The 18,352-nt window shown below is 73.1% G+C and carries 15 protein-coding genes and 1 pseudogene; 8 read left to right on the top strand and 8 right to left on the bottom strand.

Annotation, left to right across the window (positions count from 1 at the left end; genetic code table 11):
- Positions 1–150: 150 nt before the first annotated feature.
- From QFZ71_RS07815 to QFZ71_RS07830, 4 genes are all read left to right on the top strand, one after another.
- A complete protein-coding gene (locus tag QFZ71_RS07815; protein ID WP_307671370.1) occupies positions 151–456 on the top strand; it encodes a YtxH domain-containing protein in 306 nt (101 codons plus the stop codon).
- A gap of 60 nt (positions 457–516) precedes the next feature.
- Positions 517–1,968, top strand: coding sequence for an FGGY family carbohydrate kinase (locus tag QFZ71_RS07820; protein WP_307667527.1), 1,452 nt, complete (start codon positions 517–519; stop codon positions 1,966–1,968).
- A 248-nt stretch (positions 1,969–2,216) separates the two neighbouring features.
- Entirely contained in the window at positions 2,217–3,950 is a 1,734-nt protein-coding gene (locus QFZ71_RS07825; RefSeq protein WP_307667528.1) for an ABC transporter ATP-binding protein, read from the top strand.
- A complete protein-coding gene (locus QFZ71_RS07830; protein ID WP_307667529.1) occupies positions 3,950–5,878 on the top strand; it encodes an ABC transporter ATP-binding protein in 1,929 nt (642 codons plus the stop codon). Before QFZ71_RS07825 ends, QFZ71_RS07830 begins: the two co-directional genes overlap by 1 nt.
- Before the next feature lie 13 nt (positions 5,879–5,891).
- Here QFZ71_RS07830 and QFZ71_RS07835 read toward each other — a convergent pair whose 3' ends face one another.
- The 5 genes from QFZ71_RS07835 to QFZ71_RS07855 all read right to left on the bottom strand — a co-directional run bounded on the left by QFZ71_RS07835 (position 5,892) and on the right by QFZ71_RS07855 (position 12,862).
- Positions 5,892–6,983 (bottom strand): RNA polymerase sigma factor, encoded by a 1,092-nt coding sequence (locus QFZ71_RS07835; RefSeq protein ID WP_307667530.1) that lies wholly within the window; start codon positions 6,981–6,983, stop codon positions 5,892–5,894.
- A 206-nt stretch (positions 6,984–7,189) separates the two neighbouring features.
- Positions 7,190–9,118 (bottom strand): DNA primase, encoded by a 1,929-nt coding sequence (gene dnaG, locus QFZ71_RS07840; RefSeq protein ID WP_307667531.1) that lies wholly within the window; start codon positions 9,116–9,118, stop codon positions 7,190–7,192.
- A 93-nt stretch (positions 9,119–9,211) separates the two neighbouring features.
- Positions 9,212–10,471 carry an NAD(P)/FAD-dependent oxidoreductase gene (locus tag QFZ71_RS07845; protein WP_307667532.1) on the bottom strand — a complete coding sequence of 420 codons (1,260 nt, stop codon included), beginning with the start codon at positions 10,469–10,471 and terminating at the stop codon, positions 9,212–9,214.
- Between the two features lie 139 nt (positions 10,472–10,610).
- On the bottom strand, positions 10,611–11,996 hold the full coding sequence (locus QFZ71_RS07850) for a deoxyguanosinetriphosphate triphosphohydrolase (protein ID WP_307667533.1): 1,386 nt from the start codon (positions 11,994–11,996) through the stop codon (positions 10,611–10,613).
- 53 nt (positions 11,997–12,049) lie between these two features.
- Complete coding sequence (locus QFZ71_RS07855; protein WP_307667534.1) at positions 12,050–12,862, bottom strand: sirohydrochlorin chelatase; 813 nt, start codon at positions 12,860–12,862, stop codon at positions 12,050–12,052.
- Positions 12,863–13,237: 375 nt separating this feature from the next.
- On the opposite strand from QFZ71_RS07855, the gene QFZ71_RS07860 reads away from it, so the two are divergent.
- Positions 13,238–13,903: a vancomycin high temperature exclusion protein gene (locus tag QFZ71_RS07860; protein WP_307671371.1), complete on the top strand. Its 666-nt coding sequence runs from the start codon at positions 13,238–13,240 to the stop codon at positions 13,901–13,903.
- Positions 13,904–14,038: 135 nt separating this feature from the next.
- Here QFZ71_RS07860 and QFZ71_RS07865 read toward each other — a convergent pair whose 3' ends face one another.
- The 3 genes and pseudogenes from QFZ71_RS07865 to QFZ71_RS07875 form a co-directional block, all read right to left on the bottom strand.
- Positions 14,039–14,623, bottom strand: a complete 585-nt coding sequence (locus QFZ71_RS07865; RefSeq protein WP_307667535.1) for a gamma-glutamylcyclotransferase family protein — start codon at positions 14,621–14,623, stop codon at positions 14,039–14,041.
- Positions 14,620–14,962 (bottom strand): annotated as a pseudogene (gene cutA, locus QFZ71_RS07870) (divalent-cation tolerance protein CutA). The gene QFZ71_RS07865 and the pseudogene cutA overlap by 4 nt, the downstream one beginning before the upstream one ends.
- 175 nt (positions 14,963–15,137) lie before the next feature.
- Entirely contained in the window at positions 15,138–15,782 is a 645-nt protein-coding gene (locus QFZ71_RS07875) for an NADPH-dependent FMN reductase (RefSeq protein WP_307667536.1), read from the bottom strand.
- Positions 15,783–15,859: 77 nt separating this feature from the next.
- Here QFZ71_RS07875 and QFZ71_RS07880 point away from each other — a divergent pair, with 77 nt between their 5' ends.
- From QFZ71_RS07880 to QFZ71_RS07890, 3 genes are all read left to right on the top strand, one after another.
- Positions 15,860–16,699, top strand: coding sequence for an aminotransferase class IV family protein (locus QFZ71_RS07880; RefSeq protein ID WP_307667537.1), 840 nt, complete (start codon positions 15,860–15,862; stop codon positions 16,697–16,699).
- Between the two features lie 55 nt (positions 16,700–16,754).
- Positions 16,755–17,216 (top strand): DUF5990 family protein, encoded by a 462-nt coding sequence (locus tag QFZ71_RS07885; protein ID WP_307667538.1) that lies wholly within the window; start codon positions 16,755–16,757, stop codon positions 17,214–17,216.
- A 490-nt stretch (positions 17,217–17,706) separates the two neighbouring features.
- Entirely contained in the window at positions 17,707–18,252 is a 546-nt protein-coding gene (locus tag QFZ71_RS07890; RefSeq protein WP_307667539.1) for a hypothetical protein, read from the top strand.
- The last annotated feature ends 100 nt before the right edge of the window (positions 18,253–18,352 follow it).

Here is an 18,352-nt window from a genome sequence, read left to right on the forward strand (position 1 = left end):
GCTGCTGCCGGGCGGCGCGCGTTCGCTGCGACACATACATTAGCGCAAGCAGGGGGGTGCTCCGCCAATCGGTATCGCCCGGGGTGATCTCGGGTGCCTGCGGGTAGGCGGGCTGCACACGTCGCACCAAGCGTAGGAAGGGTGGCAGCCATGCGGTACCGGCTCACGTTCATCGCCGGAGTGGCCCTCGGTTACGTGCTCGGCACGCGAGCCGGGCGCGAGCGTTACGAGCAGTTGAAGAAGTCGGCCCGGCGGTTCGCGGAGAACCCCGCCGTCCGCAACGCCGCCGAGACCGCGGCGCACAGCGGGCGGGACCTCGCGGACAAGGCGTACCACTCGGTCGGGGACAAGGTCGGGGACCACGTGCCCGCCTCCGTCGCCGAGCGGGTCCGGTCGCTGCGGGACCGCAGCAGCCGGAACGGGCTGGAGGACGACTGGGGGACGACCAACACCTGACGGGCCCGTGGGGCGCGATGTGAGTTCCGGGACGGTCCCGCCGTGCGGCAGAATCTCCGTATGGGCATAGTCGCGGGGCTGGACAGTTCGTCCGCTTTCACTCACATCGTCGTCTGCGACACGGACTCGGGCGCCGTGCTCCGGGAGGGGTACGCCGCCCACCCGGTCGAGGCCAAGGCCTCCGAGGTCGATCCGCAGGCGTGGCTGCTCTCGCTCGGCGAGGCGGCCGCCGGCGGGCTGCTCGAAGGCGTGCAGGCCATCGGCGTCTCCGCGCAGCAGCACGGGCTCGTACCGCTGGATCAGCAGGGCAACCTCGTACGGCCCGCGCTGCTCGGCAACGACCGGCGGGCGCAGGTGGCCGCCGCCGACCTCATCGACGCGCTCGGTGGGCGGCAGGCCTGGGCGGAGGCCGTCGGGGCCGTGCCGAGCGCCGCGCAGCCGGTGGCGAAGCTGCGCTGGCTGACGCGGACCGAGCCCGAGCACGCCCAGCGGGTGGCCGCCGTGCTCCAGCCGCACGACTGGCTCGTGTGGCAGTTGCTCGGCCGGCCCGCCCGGCGGACCACGGACCGGGGCGCGGCCTCGGGCACCGGGTACTGGTCGGCCGGGTCCGCCTCCTACCGCCCCGATCTGGTGGAGCTCGCCCTCGGGCACTCCGCCGCGCTGCCCGAGGTGCTCGGGCCCTCCGATTCCGCCGGGATGACGCCCGAGGGGCTGCTGATCTCCGCGGGCACCGGCGAGACCATGGCCGCCGCCTTCGGGCTCGGGGTCTCCGTGGGCGACGCGGTGGTGTCGCTGGGGGCCTCCGGTTCCGTGATGGCCGTGCACCACGAGGCGCTCGCCGATCCGAACGGGATGATCACCTCGTTCGCCGACGCCACCGGGATGCACCTGCCGGTCGTCCATCTCTCCAACGCCGTGCGCGCACTGCGCGGGACCGCCGAGATGCTGGGGCTGGAGGGGCTGGAGGAGCTGTCCGCGCTGGCGCTCACGTCGACGCCCGGCGCTTCGGGGCTCGTACTCCTGCCGTATCTGGAGGGCGAGCGCACCCCGCAGCTCCCGCACACCGCCGGCACGCTCTGCGGGCTGCGGCGCGAGTCGATGAAGCCGGAGCATCTGGCGCGGGCCTCGTTCGAGGGGATGCTGTGCTCCCTGGCCGACGCGTTGGACGTGCTGCGCGGGCGGGGGGTGGAGGTGCGGCGGGTGTTCCTGCTGGGGGCCGCCGCCGAGCTGCCCGCCGTGCAGGCGCTGGCTCCGGCGGTGTTCGGCACCCAGGTCGTCGTGCCGCAGCCCGCTCAGTACGCGGCGATCGGCGCGGCCCGGCAGGCGGCGTGGGCGCTCGGGGTCTCGCAGGGCTCGCTCGACCCGCGCACCCCCCCGGCCTGGCAGGGTGCGGCGGCCCGGGTGCTGGAGCCCGGCGAGGAGTTGGCGGTGGGCGGCGCGGTGCGCCAGCAGTACCGGGCGACCCGCGAGCAGATCCACCCCGGCGCGTTCGGCGGCGTCCACCCGGAGTGAGCCCGGCGAGGGCGGAAGCGGACCGCCCGCGCCCGGCGCGTACCGGAAGGGCCCCGGCGTGGACCCGGCGCGTTCGGTCGGCCGCCCCCTCTCCGTGCCCCGGAGTGAGCCTCCCTGATCCGGAGCGCGCGGGGCTTGCCCGCGTGCTCCAGGTTTGACCCGAGCTTGGGGAAAAGGGTTCGCTCTCGGAGTACGGCGTACGCGAAACTGGGTCGGCCTCTGCCTGCCGCCGATTCCGAGAGACACGCGTGCTCATACAACTCCTGCGGGTCCATCTGGGCCCGTACAAGAAACCCATCGCGCTGCTGGTGCTCCTCCAGCTGCTCCAGACCTGCGCCACCCTGTATCTGCCCAGTCTGAACGCCGACATCATCGACAACGGTGTCGTCACGGGCGACACCGGTTACATCCTGGAGTTCGGCGGTCTCATGATCGCCGTCAGCGTGCTCCAGATCCTCTGCAACGTGGGGGCCGTGTACTACGGCGCCCGTACGGCCTCCGCGCTCGGGCGCGATGTGCGGGCCGCCGTCTTCGACCGGGTGCAGTCCTTCTCCGCGCGTGAGCTGGGGCGGTTCGGGGCTCCCTCGCTGATCACCCGGACCACCAACGACGTCCAGCAGATCCAGATGCTGGTGCTGCTGGCGTTCACCCTGATGGTGTCGGCCCCGATCATGTGCGTCGGCGGCATCATCATGGCGCTCGGGCAGGACGTGCCGCTCTCCGCGGTGCTGCTGGCGGTCGTGCCGGTGCTGGGGGTCTCGGTCGGTCTGATCGTGAAGCGGATGGGTCCCCTGTTCCGCACCATGCAGGAGCGGCTGGACGGCGTGAACCGGGTGCTGCGCGAGCAGATCACCGGCAACCGGGTCATCCGGGCCTTCGTCCGGGACGGGTACGAGGAGGAGCGGTTCCGGGGGGCGAACACCGAGCTGACCGATGTGTCGGTGGCGACCGGGCGGCTGATGGCGCTGATGTTCCCGACCGTGATGACGGTGGTGAACCTGTCGTCGATCGCGGTGGTGTGGTTCGGCGCGCACCGCATCGACAGCGGCGGGATGCAGATCGGCGCGCTGACCGCGTTCCTCGCCTATCTGATGCAGATCGTGATGGCCGTGATGATGGCCACCTTCATGTTCATGATGGTGCCGCGCGCCGAGGTGTGCGCCGAGCGTGTCGAGGAGGTCCTGGGGACCGAGTCGAGCGTCGTACCGCCGCTCGCGCCCGTCACCGAGCTGCGGCTCCACGGCCACCTGGAGGTGCGCGGGGCCGAGTTCCGCTACCCGGGTGCGGAGGAGCCGGTGCTGCGGAACGTGGACCTGGTGGCCCGGCCCGGCGAGACGACCGCGGTCATCGGGTCGACGGGCAGCGGGAAGTCCACGCTGCTCGGGCTCGTGCCCCGGCTGTTCGACGTCACGGCCGGCGAGGTGCTGGTCGACGGCGAGGACGTGCGGACGCTCGATCCGGTGCTGTTGGCGAAGACGGTGTCCCTGGTGCCGCAGAAGCCGTACCTGTTCTCGGGGACGGTGGCGACGAACCTGCGGTACGGGAATCCGGACGCCACCGACGAGGAGCTGTGGCACGCGCTGGAGGTGGCGCAGGCGAAGGAGTTCGTCGAGGCGCTGGAGCACGGGCTCGACGCGCCGATCGCGCAGGGCGGCACCAATGTGTCCGGCGGTCAGCGGCAGCGGCTCGCCATCGCGCGGACGCTGGTGCAGCGGCCGGAGATCTATCTGTTCGACGACTCGTTCTCGGCGCTGGACTACGCGACCGACGCCGCGCTGCGGGCGGCGCTGGGCCGGGAAACGGCCGGGGCGACCGTGGTGATCGTGGCGCAGCGGGTGTCCACCATCCGTGACGCGGACCGGATCCTGGTGCTGGACGAGGGCCGGGTCGTGGGGTCCGGGACCCATCACGATCTGATGGACGGCAATGAAACGTACCGGGAGATCGTGCTCTCCCAGCTGACGGAAGCGGAGGCCGCGTGATGGCCGGTCCGGCTGGACGGATGATGGCCGGGGGCGCGCCCACCGACCGGTCGATGGATTTCAAGGGGTCGGCCAAGCGGCTGCTGAAGCGCTTCGGCCGGGAGAAGGCGTCGCTGTACCTGATGCTGGCCGCGGTGACGGTGAGCGTCGCGCTGGCGGTGGCCGGGCCGAAGATCCTCGGCATGGCGACCGACCTGATCTTCGCCGGTGTGGTCGGGCGCGGGATGCCCGACGGTACGACGAAGGCGCAGGCGATCGAGGCGCTGCGGGAGGACGGCCGGGGGTCGATGGCCGACATGTTGTCGGGTGTGGACTTCACCCCCGGCGAGGGCATCGACTTCGGTGCGGTGGGGAACGTCCTGCTGGTGGCCCTGGTGATCTACGTCGGGGCCGGGCTGCTGATGCTGGTGGCGACGCGGACCTCGATCCGCGTGATCAACCGCATCGTGTTCCAGCTGCGGGAGGATCTCCAGACGAAGCTGGCGCGGCTGCCGCTGTCGTACTTCGACCGGGCCAAGCGCGGTGAGGTGCTGAGCCGGGCGACGAACGACATCGACAACATTTCCCAGACGCTCCAGCAGACGATGGGCCAGCTCATCAACTCGGTGCTGACGATCGTCGGCGTGCTGGTGATGATGTTCTGGATCTCGCCGCTGCTGGCGCTGGTCGCGCTGGTGACGGTCCCGCTGTCGGTGGTCGTCGCCACGCAGGTCGGCAAGCGGTCGCAGCCGCAGTTCGTGCGGCAGTGGCGGGTGACGGGCACGCTCAACGCCCATGTCGAGGAGATGTACACCGGGCACGCCCTGGTGAAGGTGTTCGGTCGGCAGGAGGAGTCCGCGCGGGACTTCGCCGAGCAGAACGAGGCGCTGTACGAGGCGGGCTTCAAGGCCCAGTTCGCCAGCGGGCTCATGCAGCCGCTGATGTTCTTCATCTCCAACATCAACTACGTGCTGGTCGCGGTGGTCGGCGGGCTCCGGGTCGCCTCGGGGTCACTGTCGATCGGTGACGTCCAGGCGTTCATCCAGTACTCGCGGCAGTTCTCGATGCCGCTGACGCAGGTCGCCTCGATGGCCAACCTCGTCCAGTCCGGTATCGCGTCGGCGGAGCGGGTCTTCGAGCTGCTGGACGCCGAGGAGCAGGAGGCGGACCCGGAGCACGGGGAGCGCCCCAAGGCGCTGGAGGGCCGGGTCTCGCTGGAGAAGGTGTCGTTCCGCTACGAGCCGGACAAGCCGCTCATCGAGGATCTGTCGCTGAGCGTGGAGCCGGGGCAGACCGTTGCGATCGTCGGCCCGACCGGTGCGGGCAAGACGACGCTGGTCAATCTGCTGATGCGGTTCTACGAGGTGACCGGCGGGCGGATCGCGCTGGACGGGGTCGATGTGGCGCGGATGTCGCGGGCCGACCTGCGGTCCTCGATCGGCATGGTGCTCCAGGAAACCTGGCTGTTCGGCGGGACGATCGCGGAGAACATCGCGTACGGCGCTTCGCGCGAGGTCGGCCGGGAGGAGATCGAGGAGGCGGCGAAGGCGGCGCACGCGGACCGGTTCATCCGGACGCTGCCCGACGGGTACGACTCGGTGCTCGACGACGAGGGGACCGGGGTCAGCGCGGGCGAGAAGCAGCTGATCACGATCGCGCGGGCGTTCCTGTCCGATCCGGTGATCCTGGTGCTCGACGAGGCGACCAGTTCGGTGGACACCCGGACCGAGGTGCTGATCCAGAAGGCGATGGCGCGGCTGGCCCACGGGCGTACGTCGTTCGTGATCGCGCACCGGCTCTCCACGATCCGGGACGCGGACGTGATCCTGGTGATGGAGAACGGGTCGATCGTGGAACAGGGCACGCACGACGCTCTGTTGGCGGCCGACGGTGCCTACGCCCGGCTGTACGCGGCCCAGTTCGCCCAGGCGCCGGCCGAGGTGGACTGATTCTCCTCGCGGATCAGTCCAGGTAGCCGCGGAGTTGGTCGGCGAAGGCGTGGTCCCGCAGTCTGGTGAGGGTCTTGGACTCGATCTGGCGGATGCGTTCGCGCGTCACGCCGAAGATCCGTCCGATCTCCTCCAGGGTGCGGGGCCGCCCGTCGTCCAGGCCGTACCGCAGTTGGACCACCTTGCGTTCGCGTTCGCCGAGGGTGGAGAGCACCGCGTCCAGGTGTTCGCGCAGCAGCAGGAAGGCGGCGGACTCGACGGGCGAGGGGGCGTCGCCGTCCTCGATGAGGTCACCGAAGGAGACGTCGTCCTCCTCGCCGACGGGGGCGTGCAGGGAGACCGGTTCCTGGGCGAGGCGGAGTACCTCGGTGACCCGCTCGGGCGTCAGGTCCAGCTCGGCGGCGATGTCCTCGGCGGTCGGCTCGACGCCGCGCTCCTGGAGGAGGCGGCGCTGGACGCGGACCACGCGGTTGATCAGCTCCACGACATGGACCGGGACACGGATGGTGCGGGCCTGGTCGGCCAGGGCGCGGGACATGGCCTGGCGGATCCACCACGTCGCGTACGTGGAGAACTTGTAGCCCCGCGCGTAGTCGAACTTCTCCACGGCCCGGATCAGTCCGAGGTTTCCCTCCTGGACCAGGTCGAGCATGGTCAGGCCACGGCCCACGTAGCGTTTGGCGACGGAGACGACGAGGCGGAGGTTGGCCTCGATGAGCCGGCGTTTGGCGGTGCGGCCCAGGACGACGAGGCGGTCCAGGTCCCCGGCGAGGCGGGAGTCGAGATCGGGGGTGCCCGCGAGGCGTTCCTCGGCGAAGAGTCCGGCCTCGACGCGGCGGGCCAGCTCGACCTCGTCGGCGGCGGTGAGCAGCGGGATGCGGCCGATCTCGCGCAGGTACTGCCGGAACAGGTCGGAGGTGGGGCCGCCGGAGTCCGCGCGGCTCCGGGGCTCCGGGGGTTCGGGGAGGTGCGTCGCTTCGACCATGACTGCCTCGGGGGCGGATCCGGGCGGCCCGGCGGTGGTCTCCGGGTGGTGCCGGGCCCTGTGCTGCGCCGGGATGGCCGCGATGGGCTCGGTCGTGGTCGTCACGGTCCGGGTCTGCACGGGGGCGACCTCCAGGTGATCGCTGCCGGATGACGGGGTGGAGGTCTGTCCGGGCGCGGGTGTTCCCCTGCGGACCGGCGTGCTCCGTTGCCTCAGACATTCCCCAGTGTGGGGTACGGCACACGACTGTCACGAGGGGCGTGCGAGCACTTTCTGCTTCCGGTCCGTCACCGGACGGTCACCGCCCCGGAGACGGGACGCCGGGCTCAGAGCGCGGCGGCGCCGTGGGCGCGCAGGGACTGGGCGTACTGCTGGAGGACCCAGACCTCGTTCTGTGCGGCGGCCAGGTCCTGGGGCGCGACGTTGGTGCCGAGGCGGGCGAGGCTGCTCTGGACGTCGGCGATCCGGCGGTCGACGGCGCGCAGCCGTACGTGGACGAGGTGCATGCCCGCGTAGGTCTCGTCGATCGACTTGCCGTGGAAGACCTCGACGGCCAGTTCGGTGACCAGGTTGCGGACGGTGTTGTCGGGGGCGGCGTCCAGGACCGCGCCGAGATACGCCCGGTCGTCGACGACGCCCTGCTCGGCGCCGCCCGCCTCCTCGATGCACCGGCGTACGGCGGCGTAGGGCGGGGCGGTGAACTCGTCCACGCCGTAGGCGTCGAAGGCCGGGGAGACCAGGGCGGGCTTCTGGAGGGCGAGCTTGAGCAGTTCGCGCTCGGTGCGGTGGGCGGGGCTGCGGAGGTTGAGCGCGGGGCCGGAGAAGCCGGGGGCGGGGTCGGTCCGCTGCGGGGCGCCGCCGTGCGGGCCGCGTGCGCCCCGGGGACCGCCGCGGCCGCCGCGCTCCCCGTGGTCGCCGCCCTTGTCACGGGCCCAGCGGGCGAGCTGGGAGACGCGGCGGACGACGAACTCCTGGTCGAGGATGCCGACGAGGCCGGCGAGCTGGACGGCGACCTCGCGCTGCACGCTGCTCGTCTTGATCTTGGCGACGACGGCGGCGGCCTCGTCGAGGGCGGCGGCGCGGCCGGCCGGGGTCTCCAGGTCGTAGCGGCCGACGATCTGGCGCAGCGCGAACTCGAAGAGCGGGGTGCGCGGCTCGACCAGGTCGCGCACGGAGTCGTCGCCCTTGACGAGGCGCAGGTCGCAGGGGTCCATGCCGTCCGGGGCGATGGCGATGTAGGTCTCGGCGGCGAACTTCTGGTCGTCCTCGAAGGCGCGCAGGGCGGCCTTCTGGCCTGCCGCGTCGCCGTCGAAGGTGAAGATCACGCGGGCGCTGCCGTTGTCCATGAGGAGGCGGCGCAGGATCTTGATGTGGTCGTTGCCGAAGGCGGTGCCGCAGGTGGCGATGGCGGTGGTGACCCCGGCGAGGTGGCAGGCCATGACGTCGGTGTACCCCTCGACGACGACGGCGCGGCTGGCCTTGGCGATGTCCTTCTTGGCCAGGTCGATGCCGTACAGCACCTGGGACTTCTTGTAGACCGGGGTCTCGGGGGTGTTCAGGTACTTGGGGCCGTTGTCGTCGTCGCGCAGCTTGCGGGCGCCGAAGCCGACGATGTCGCCCGCGGTGTCGCTGATCGGCCACATGAGCCGGCCGCGGAAGCGGTCGATGGGGCCGCGCCGGCCGTCCTGGGAGAGGCCGGAGGTGATCAGCTCCTTGTCGCTGAACCCCTTGCCGCGCAGATAGCGGGTGAGGTGGTCCCAGCCGGCGGGGCTGTAGCCGACGCGGAAGTGGGCGGCGGCGTCCTGGTCGAAGCCGCGCTCGGCGAGGAACTTCCGGCCGATCTCGGCCTCGGGGCTCTCCAGCGCGCGGACGTAGAACTCGGCGGCGGCCTGGTGGGCCTCGATCAGCCGGATGCGTTCGCCGCGCTGGTGGGAGGGGTTGTAGCCGCCCTCCTCGTAGCGCAGGGTGATGCCCGCCTTGGCGGCGAGGCGCTCGACCGTCTCCGAGAAGGAGAGGTGGTCGATCTTCATCACGAAGGCGATCGTGTCGCCGCCCTCCTGGCAGCCGAAGCAGTGGAACAGCCCCTTGGCGGGGCTGACCTGGAAGGAGGGGGACTTCTCGTCGTGGAAGGGGCAGAGGCCCTTGAGGTTGCCGCCGCCCGCGTTGCGCAGCTGGAGGTACTCGGACACGACGGAGTCGATCGGGACGGCGTCCCGTACCGCCTTCACGTCGTCGTCGTTGATCCTGCCAGCCACGGGTGAAGTCTACGGGTGGGCGCGGACGAGCGGACGCGCGGCAGCCGCCCGGCCGGGGCGCGGGCCGGGGGGCCCGCACCCCGGCCGGGGGCCTCAGAGCAGGGAGTCCAGGGGGACGGACGGGTCTCCGAGGGCCTCCGGGTCGTGCTGCCGACGGGCCCGGATCAGTTCCTGGACCGTGTCGGTGACATCCCACACGTTGACGTTCATCCCGGCGAGGACGCGGCGGTCCTTGAGCCAGAACGCGATGAACTCCCGCTTCCCGGCGTCGCCCCGGATGATCACCTCGTCGTAGGAGCCGGGCGGGGCCCAGCCGGAGTATTCGAGGCCCAGGTCGTACTGGTCGGAGAAGAAGTACGGCACCCGGTCGTACGTCACGTCCTGGCCGAGCATGGCGCGGGCGGCGGCCGGGCCGCCGTTGAGGGCGTTGGCCCAGTGCTCGACGCGCAGCCGGGTGCCGAGCAGCGGGTGGGAGGCGGCGGCGACGTCCCCGGCGGCGTAGATGTGCGGGTCGGAGGTGCGCAGCGAGGCGTCCACGGCGATGCCGCCGCCGTGGGCGCGGTCGGCCATCTCCAGGCCGGCGGCCTCGGCGAGGGCGGTGCGGGGGGCGGCGCCGATCGCGGCGAGGACGTCGTGGGCGGGGTGCTCCTCGCCGTCGTCGGTGCGGGCGGCCAGCACCATGCCGTCCTGGCCGGTGATCTCGGTGAGGCGGGCGCCGAAGTGGAAACGGACGCCGTGCGCGCTGTGCAGCTCGGTGAAGATCTGGCCCAGCTCGGGGCCGATGACCTGGTGGAGCGGGGTGGGCTCGGCCTCGACGACGGTGACCTCGGCCCCGTAGCCGCGGGCGGCGGCGGCGACCTCCAGGCCGATCCAGCCGGCTCCGGCGATGACCAGGTGGCCGTTGTCGCGGCCGAGGGCGGCGAGCACGTTGCGCAGCCGGTCGGCGTGGGCGAGGCGGCGCAGGTGGTGGACGCCGGCCAGGTCGGTGCCGGGGATGTCGAGGCGGCGCGGTTCGGAGCCGGTGGCCAGCAGCAGCTTGTCGTAGTGGATGACGGTGTTGTCACCGAGCTGGACGGTCTTCGCGTACCGGTCGAGGGCGGTGACCGGCTGACCGAGGTGCAGCTCGATGTCCGCGCCCGCGTACCAGGGGCGTTCGTGGGTGAAGACGCTGTCGCGTTCGGCCTTGCCCTCCAGGTAGCCCTTGGAGAGCGGCGGCCGTTCGTAGGGATGGTCGCGCTCGTCGCCGATGAGGATCACCCGGCCGGTGAACCCTTCGGCACGCAGTGTTTCGGCCGCCTTCGCCCCGGCGAGTCCCGCTCCGACGATGACGAACGTCTGGTGTGCGTCGACCACGTGATGCCTCCTCAAGTGCTGTGCTGCGCGGCGCCCCCACTGCTGCGAGCGTCCCGCACACAGCGTGATGGCGAAAGAGGGTGTGCCCCGGTCAGGTCACACCCCGTGGTCAGATGTCCGGCCCCTTCCAGTCTGCCGGTCAGCCGCGGCGCGCGGTGAGCGCGGCGTGCAGGGATCGTGCGGAGGCGTCGGTCAGGGCGGCGATCTGGTCGACGAGGACGCGCTTGCGGGCGTGGTCGTCGGACGTCCGGTCGAACAGGGCGCGGAAGTGCGGTTCCAGCCCCTCGGGGGCGCGGGTCGTGAGGGCGGCGGCCAGTTCGGCGATGACGACGCGCTGGTCGGCGCGGAGGGTCTCCTGTTCGGCGCGCTGCATCACGTACCGGTCGGCCACCGCCTTGAGCACCGCGCACTCGTGGCGCACCTCGCGCGGGACGACCAGCTCGGCGCCGTACCGGCCGAGGCGGCCGGGGCCGTACACCGCGCGGGTGGCGGTCTCGGCCGCGAGGCAGAAGCGGCCGATGAGCTGGCTGGTGGCGTCCTTGAGGCGGGCCTGGGCCACGGCGGAGCCGTCGTAACCGTGCGGCCACCACTCCTGGTCGATCAGCCGGTCCAGGGCGTCGGACAGTTCCTGCGGGTCGGTGTCGGCGGGGACGTAGCGTCCGATGGCGACCGCCCAGATCTCCTCGCGTTCCGGCTCGGCGTAGAGGCAGTTGGGGTCGATGTGCCCGGCGTGCAGCCCGTCCTCGAAGTCGTGCACGGAGTACGCCACGTCGTCGGACCAGTCCATGACCTGGGCCTCGAAGCAGGTGCGGTCCTCGGGCGCGCCCTCGCGGGCCCAGGCGAAGACCGGGAGGTCGTCGGCGTACACCCCGAACTTCACCGAGTGCGGGTCGGTGGGGTGCGCACCGCGCGGCCAGGGGTACTTGGTGGCGGCGTCCAGGGCGGCACGGGTGAGGTTGAGGCCGACGCTGACCAGGTCGCCGGTGCGCGGGTCGTGGACGAACCGCTTGGGCTCCAGGCGGGTCAGCAGGCGCAGCGACTGGGCGTTGCCCTCGAAGCCGCCGCAGTCGGAGGCGAAGTCGTTCAGCGCCTGTTCGCCGTTGTGGCCGAACGGCGGGTGGCCCAGGTCGTGGGCGAGGCACGCCGTCTCCACCAGGTCCGGGTCGCAGCCGAGGGCCGCTCCCAGCTCGCGGCCGACCTGGGCGCACTCCAGGGAGTGGGTGAGCCGGGTGCGGGGGCTGGCGTCCCACAGGAGGGAACGGGTGCCGGGCGTGACGACCTGGGTCTTTCCGGCGAGGCGGCGCAGGGCGGCGGAGTGCAGGACCCGGGCGCGGTCGCGCTGGAAGGCGGTGCGGCCGGGGCGCTTGTCCTCCTCGGTGTCGAACCGCTCGGTGTCGGCCTGCCCGTAGGGGCCGGCGCCCCGGCCGCCCGGTGCGTGCCGTGCGGCCCGTGCGCCGTGTACGCCGTGCGCGCCGGTTGCCCGGTCCGTCCCGTGTGCGCCCTGTGTGTCCTGTGTGCCGTCCATGGTCCCGACAGTAGCGACCGGCAAGGACGACACGGCGTGCGCGGGACCGGATGTCAGGCGGAAGCGAGCAAGGTCACCGTGTCGGCCGGGGCCCCGGCCGACAGCGCCTGGTCGTAGCGGTGCAGGACGAGCCGGGCCATCGCCGGGTGGGCGCCGAGGGGGGCCGAGGCCCGGTGCGGTACGGCGGCGGCGCAGGCGCCCGCGAAGCGGCCGGGTGCGGTGAAGTACGAGGCGACGAAGGCCCGGTGGCGTCCTCGGGCGGCGAGGGCGCGCAGCGCGGCGGGAACGGTGGGCGTGGCGGCGGAGGCGTACGCGGGGACGACGGGGACGCCGAGGCGTTCGGCGAGCAGGCGGGCGGTGTGCCGGGTGTCCCGCGCGGATGCGGGGTCGCGGGACCCGGCGGCGGCGAGGACCACGGCGGTGTGCCGGCCGCCCCGGTCGGCGGGGTCCCAGCCGGCGTCGATGAGCCGCCCGTACAGCGCCTCGACGAGCAGGGGGTGCGGCCCGAGGGGGGCGGCGATCCGGCTGCGGACGGCGGGGGCGGCGGCGGCCGTGGCGGGCAGGTCGCGCTTGACGTGGTGGCCGCGCCCCAGGAGCAGCGGCACGAGGACGGCGTCGGCCCCGCGCAGGCCGTCCAGGGTGTCGGGGAGCAGGGGCGCGTTCAGCTCGATGTGGCCGAGCCGGACGTCGAGTCCGGGGCGCAGCTCGCGTACCCGGTCCAGGAGGGCCAGCACGGTCCGCAGGGCTTGCGGGTCGCGGCTGCCGTGCGCCACGGCCACCAGGACGGGGGCGCTCTCCGGGGCGGCCGGGACAGGGCGGTGGGGCCGCGGTGCGGGGTGCGGGTGGTGCGGGGCGTGCTCCGTCATGGATCGATGGTGCCGGGCGGAGGTTGCCTCGCCGTTGCGCCGGGGTCACGGGTCTTTGCCGCCGCCTCACGGCGGGGTGGGGAGCGGTGTGCGGAGCCCCTGCCGCCGCCCTCGCCACCCGGTTCGCGGCCGGTGCCGGACGCCACGACCGGGGCGGCGGGCGAACCTTCGCGGCGCGCCGGTCGTCCAGTGGGGTGGGGACACGGCGCGCGCACGGCGCGACGGTCGGACCGAGGGGCGGGGTGTGCGGTGCGCGGGACGAACGGGAAGACCGGGGAGCGCGAGGTACGGGGGTGGCGCGGGGCGCTGGGTGGAGGCGGGTGGCGCGCGGGGGCCCGGCAGGCGGGCGCGCGGGGGTGGCGGCGGCTCGCGGGGGTGCGGTTGCCGCGTACCCGGCGGGGGCGACGACGGCTCGTGCAGGGGACGGTGGCCGTCTGCGTGCTGGCCCTCGTGCCCGCCACCTGGATGCGGCTGGAGTCCGGGGACCGCGTGGGCGCGGTGGCCGACGCGCCGGCCCGCGAGGTCGCCGTGGTGTTCGGCGCGGGGCTGTGGAAGGGCCGGCCGACCCCGTACCTCGCACACCGGCTGGACGCGGCCGCCGAGCTGTACCGCGCCGGGAAGGTGCGGGTCGTGCTGGTCACCGGGGACAACAGCCGCGCGGAGTACGACGAGCCGGACGCGATGCGCACCTACCTCACCGGGCACGGGGTCCCGGACGAGCGGATCGTGAGCGACTACGCCGGGTTCGATTCCTGGGACTCCTGCGTCCGGGCCAAGAAGATCTTCGGGGTCGACCGGGCGGTGCTGGTGAGCCAGGGCTTCCACATCCACCGGGCGGTCGCGCTGTGCCGGTCCGCCGGGATCGACGCGTACGGCGTCGGGGTCGATGAACGGCGGGACGCCACCTGGTACTACGGCGGGGTGCGCGAGCTGGCGGCCTCGGGCAAGGCGGCGCTGGACGCGCTGCTCCGGCCCGACCCGCACTTCCTGGGGCCGGAGGAGCCGGGGGTGGCGGAGGCACTGGCGTCCGGGGTGCGGTGAGGGCGGTTCGCCCGGCGGACGGCGTGACGCCACCGTCCCCGGTACCCATGGAGGCTCCGCCAGGGGTGCCGGAGCCTCCATGGGTACCGGGGCCGCTACGGGTACCACGACCGCCTTGGGCGCCGGGGGCCGTCCTCAGCCCGACCGGGCGGTGACCCAGCGGCCGCCGGGGATCAGGACGCCGCCGGTCCGCAGCGAGCGGGTGACGGCGGTCGCTGCGAGGTAGACCCAGGCCCGCACGGTCTCCCCACCGCCCGCTTCCCCGCTGCCCGTCCCACCGCCCGCTTCCCCGCTGCCCGTCCCGCCGCCGTCTGAACCGCCTCCGCCCGCCGCTCCCCCGGCTTCCGTCCCGCCGGTCCACCCGCCCGTGTCCGGCGACTCGACCTCACGGACGACGCGTTCGTACAGGTTGCGCGGGTGGCCGGGGCCGAGGAACTCCTCCAGGTGGTCGAGCAGCCCCAGCAGCTCCCCGTACGCGCCGGGTGCGGCGACGAGCAGCGTGCCGTGGACCCGGCCGTGGCCTTCGATCGCGTAGGGGTAGCCGGGTCCGTCGTACAGCAGCGCCCGCGGCAGCACGGCCGGCCGCTCCCGTGCCGTACGGCCCCGGAGGAACAGGTCGTGGTTGGGTTCGCCCGGCAGCAGCGTCCCGTACACGAAGAAGGGCAGTTCGGCGCCGGTGGAGCGGTCGCCCGGCACGGACGTGGGCATCGCCGCCGTCACAGGGCTGCCGGAGGTGCCGTCCTCCGCCGACACCCAGCCGAGGTAGCGGGCGCTGCCCCGGATCACCGGCAGGGCGATGATCTCCGGCGTGTCGTAGTCGTGCTCCCGCTGGATGTGTTCCTCCAGTTCCTCGTAGCGTTCCGCCGTCGTCTTGAGGAAGATCTGCCACTCCTCGCTCGTCTCGACGGCGTTCTGCCACCGGTAGACGGAGGTGACGGGCGCGGAGATCTGCGCGCAGGCCACCAGCCTGGCCTCCACCGCCGACCGGGCCAGGGCGTGGGCCTTGTCCTCGCTGTCGGTCGTGGTCAGAACGGTCAGCCATGCCGGCGGCGCTGTCATCGGCGGTCTCCTCGGAGTACGGCGGGCTCCCTGCCCGCGGGCCTTCGCTGCGATTCTCGGCCCACGCCGGGTCGGGCGCCGTACGGAGGGGGACGGAAGGGGGTGGCGGGGCCCGTGCCGGGGAAGTCGGACGCGGCAGGGGCCGGGAAGGCCGGACGCCGTACGGGCCGGGAGGTCAGGCGCCGTACGGGCGGAGGTTCCTGGCGTCGCGCAGGGCCGTGCCCCACCACACGAGTTGGTCCAGCAGCGTCTTGGCGGCCGCGTCGGCGGGCTCCGGGTCCAGATGGCGCCCCGCGTCGTCGAAGAGGGCGCCGGCGTTGTGGAAGGACACGGTGTCGCGGACGGTGACGGTGTGCAGCTCGGCGAAGACCTGCCGGAGCTGCTCGACGGCGCGCAGCCCGCCGGAGATGCCGCCGTAGCCCACGAAGGCGACGGGTTTGGCCTGCCATTCGGCTTTGTGCCAGTCGATGAGGGTCTTCAGCGGGGCGGGGAACGAGTGGTTGTACTCGGGGGTGAGGACGACGAAGGCGTCGGCCGCCGCGAGTCGTGCGGAGACCGCGCCGAGGCGGGCCGCCTCCTCGGGCCGGGGGCTGAACGTGATGGCGGTGGGCAGGTCGGCCTCGGCGACGTCGATGAGGTCGGTCTCGATACCGGGGTGGGCCGCCGCGCGGGCCAGGAACCAGGCCGCGACGACGGGGCCGAAGCGGCCGTCCCGGTTGCTGCCGAGGATGACGGCGACCTTGAGCGGCGCGGCGGGCTCGGTGGACGCGGACGGCTTCGTGGACGTGGTGGGCTGCGTGGACGCGGCTGTGGTGGTCATGGGGACGACCTTTCAGCCTCAACCATGGTTGAGGTCAAGCCGGACCTCCGGAGAAGCGCACGGCATACGGTGACGGCATGACGACGCGCCCGCGGAACACCCCGAGCACCCCGGAAACACCGAACACACCCGTGCCGTACATCGAGTTCGACGGGCGGCCCGCCACCGAGGAGGATCTGCGGAATTCCACCCTGTACGGTTTCGGCCACTTCACCGCCCTCCAGGTACGGGACGGCGCGACGCGCGGCCTGGACGCGCACCTCGCCCGGATGGACGCCGCCAACCGGGAGCTGTTCGCACTTCCCCTGGGCGGCGGCCGGGTGCGGGAGCTGATCCGGCACGCCCTGGCCGGTGCGGGGCGGACGGACGCCTCGGTGCGGGTCAACGTCCACCTGCCGCCCGGCGCGGAGGAGACGACCCTGATGGTGACGGTCCGGGAGCCCGCCGTCATGCCGGCCGGGGCGCGAAGCCTGATGTCGGTCCCGTACGCCCGCACGGCTCCGCACATCAAGCGGCCGGGCGAGTTCGGGCAGACGTACTACGGGATGCTGGCCGGGCGGGCGGGCTTCGACGAGGCGCTGCTGACCCTGCCCGGCGGGGTGGTCACCGAGGGCGCGATCACCAACATCGGTTTCTGGGACGGGACTTCGGTGGTGTGGCCCGACGCGCCCGCGCTCACCGGGATCACGATGACGCTCCTGGAGCAGGGCCTCGACCGGGCCGGCCGGCCCTCGGTGCGCCGGCCGGTGACGCTGGACGGACCGGACGGAGTGGGCCGTTTCCCCGCGGCCTTCGTCTGCAACTCCCGGGGGATCGCGCCGGTGCGGAGGATCGACGACCACGCGTTCACGGTCGACGAGGAGCTGATGCGGGGGTTGCGCGCGGTGTACGACAGCGCCCCGGTGGACACCGTGTGAGACCGCGTACGGAAGGGCGGGGCCGTCCGCCCCGGCCGTACCGGACCATGGGGGTATGCAGATCCACATCCAGGCATCGGACCTCCCCGGCCGCGACTGCGGTCCGGACAGCGACTTTCCGGGGTACGAGAACATCCACGTCGGCGTCCAGCGCAAGGACCGGCCGGACGAACTGCTCGGCCCGCACCCCGCGGACGCGCCCTCCGCCTCATGGGCCCTCGACTGCACGGCCACCGTCACGGCGGACGGGGTCGAGGTGGCGGGGCCGTACGTCCAGAACCGGCTGGGCGGGCGGTTCGTCTACCTGTCCTGGGGCACGGTGGACGGGGCAGGGGTCTTCACCATGTTCCGGCGCGCCAAACTGATGTTCGCCGACATCGAGCCGGAGGTCCTGGAGTCGGCCGCACGCACCGGCCACCTCACCGGGCGGCTCGGGCTCACCGACGCCAAGGGGCAGCCGCTGTGCGCCCGCGTGCGTCCGCCGCAGATCACCTGGAGCGCCACGGGCGGGGCGTGACCACCGCCCGACCGCGGCGCGCCCCGGAGGCGGGACGCACCCGGCCCGGAGTCCGGCCCACAGTCCACCACCGGTCCCGCCGGAGTCCGCACCACAGTCCGGCCCGGAAGCGGAACGCGTCCGAGGCGGCGGAACCGACACCGCCCCCGCCGGTCCAGGGGGGTGGGCCGGCGGGGGCGGGTGCCGTGGGGGGGGCGGGGGTCCCGTCCCGTGGGGGGGTGTCATGCGTGTGCCCGGCGCCCGCCCGGCCACACATGTGATCTGGGTCACACTCCGTCGTCGCACCTCACCCGATCGGCACCGTGCCCGGCGGCACGGACCGAACGGCCCAGTCGCACCGCCTCGACCTGCGGTGTTCCAGCTCGGCAAGGGTGCCGCGCCGGTCCGTACGGGTGAAAGCTGATCGGACGTCAGAAGGCGGCGGCGACCGTATCCCCGTTGGCTCGGGGCCAGGACACACCTGCTCGCGCCGTCTGCCCGGAGGATCACCATGCGCAGTCCTGCCCGCCTCGTGACCGGCACCGTCGGTGCCGCGTTCACCGTCATCGCGTTCGGTCTCGCCGCCGCCGCTCCGTCCGCGTACGCGGGTGACTTCGGCCGTCTGGAGATCACCCCGTCCACCGCGGTTCCCGGCGCCACCGTCACCGTGAACACCACCGCCTGCGGCCCCAAGGGCTCGGGCATCGGCGACGCCAACGAACTGAACGCCGGGGACTTCGAGATGCGCCCCGGCACCCACAAGGAGGTCGTGGTCGGCCAGTTCACCGTGCCGCACGACACCCGGCCCGGCATCTACGAGATCGTCGTCTCCTGCGACAACGGCAAGGACGCGGTCGGTGACCTCGAGGTGATCGGCGGAGGCAAGCCCGACAAGCCGATCCACGACCGCCCGTCCGGCCATGTGCGGACCGGGGTCGGCGGCAGCGTCGAACCGAACTCCACCCGGGTCGCGCTCGGCGTCGGCGTGATCGGTCTGGCCGCCGTCGGCGGACTGTGGCTGATGCGCCGCCGCTCCGAGGGCGCCGGAGGAAGCTGACCCGCCCGCACGGAAGCCGCAGCACCGCTTCCCCCCTGACCGGGCGGGGCGCGTCCCCGAGCGCGCCCCGTCCGCCCGGACCACCGACCGAGGACGACGC

The sequence above is a fragment of the Streptomyces sp. V2I9 genome (genome assembly GCF_030817475.1).
GTDB lineage: Bacteria > Actinomycetota > Actinomycetes > Streptomycetales > Streptomycetaceae > Streptomyces.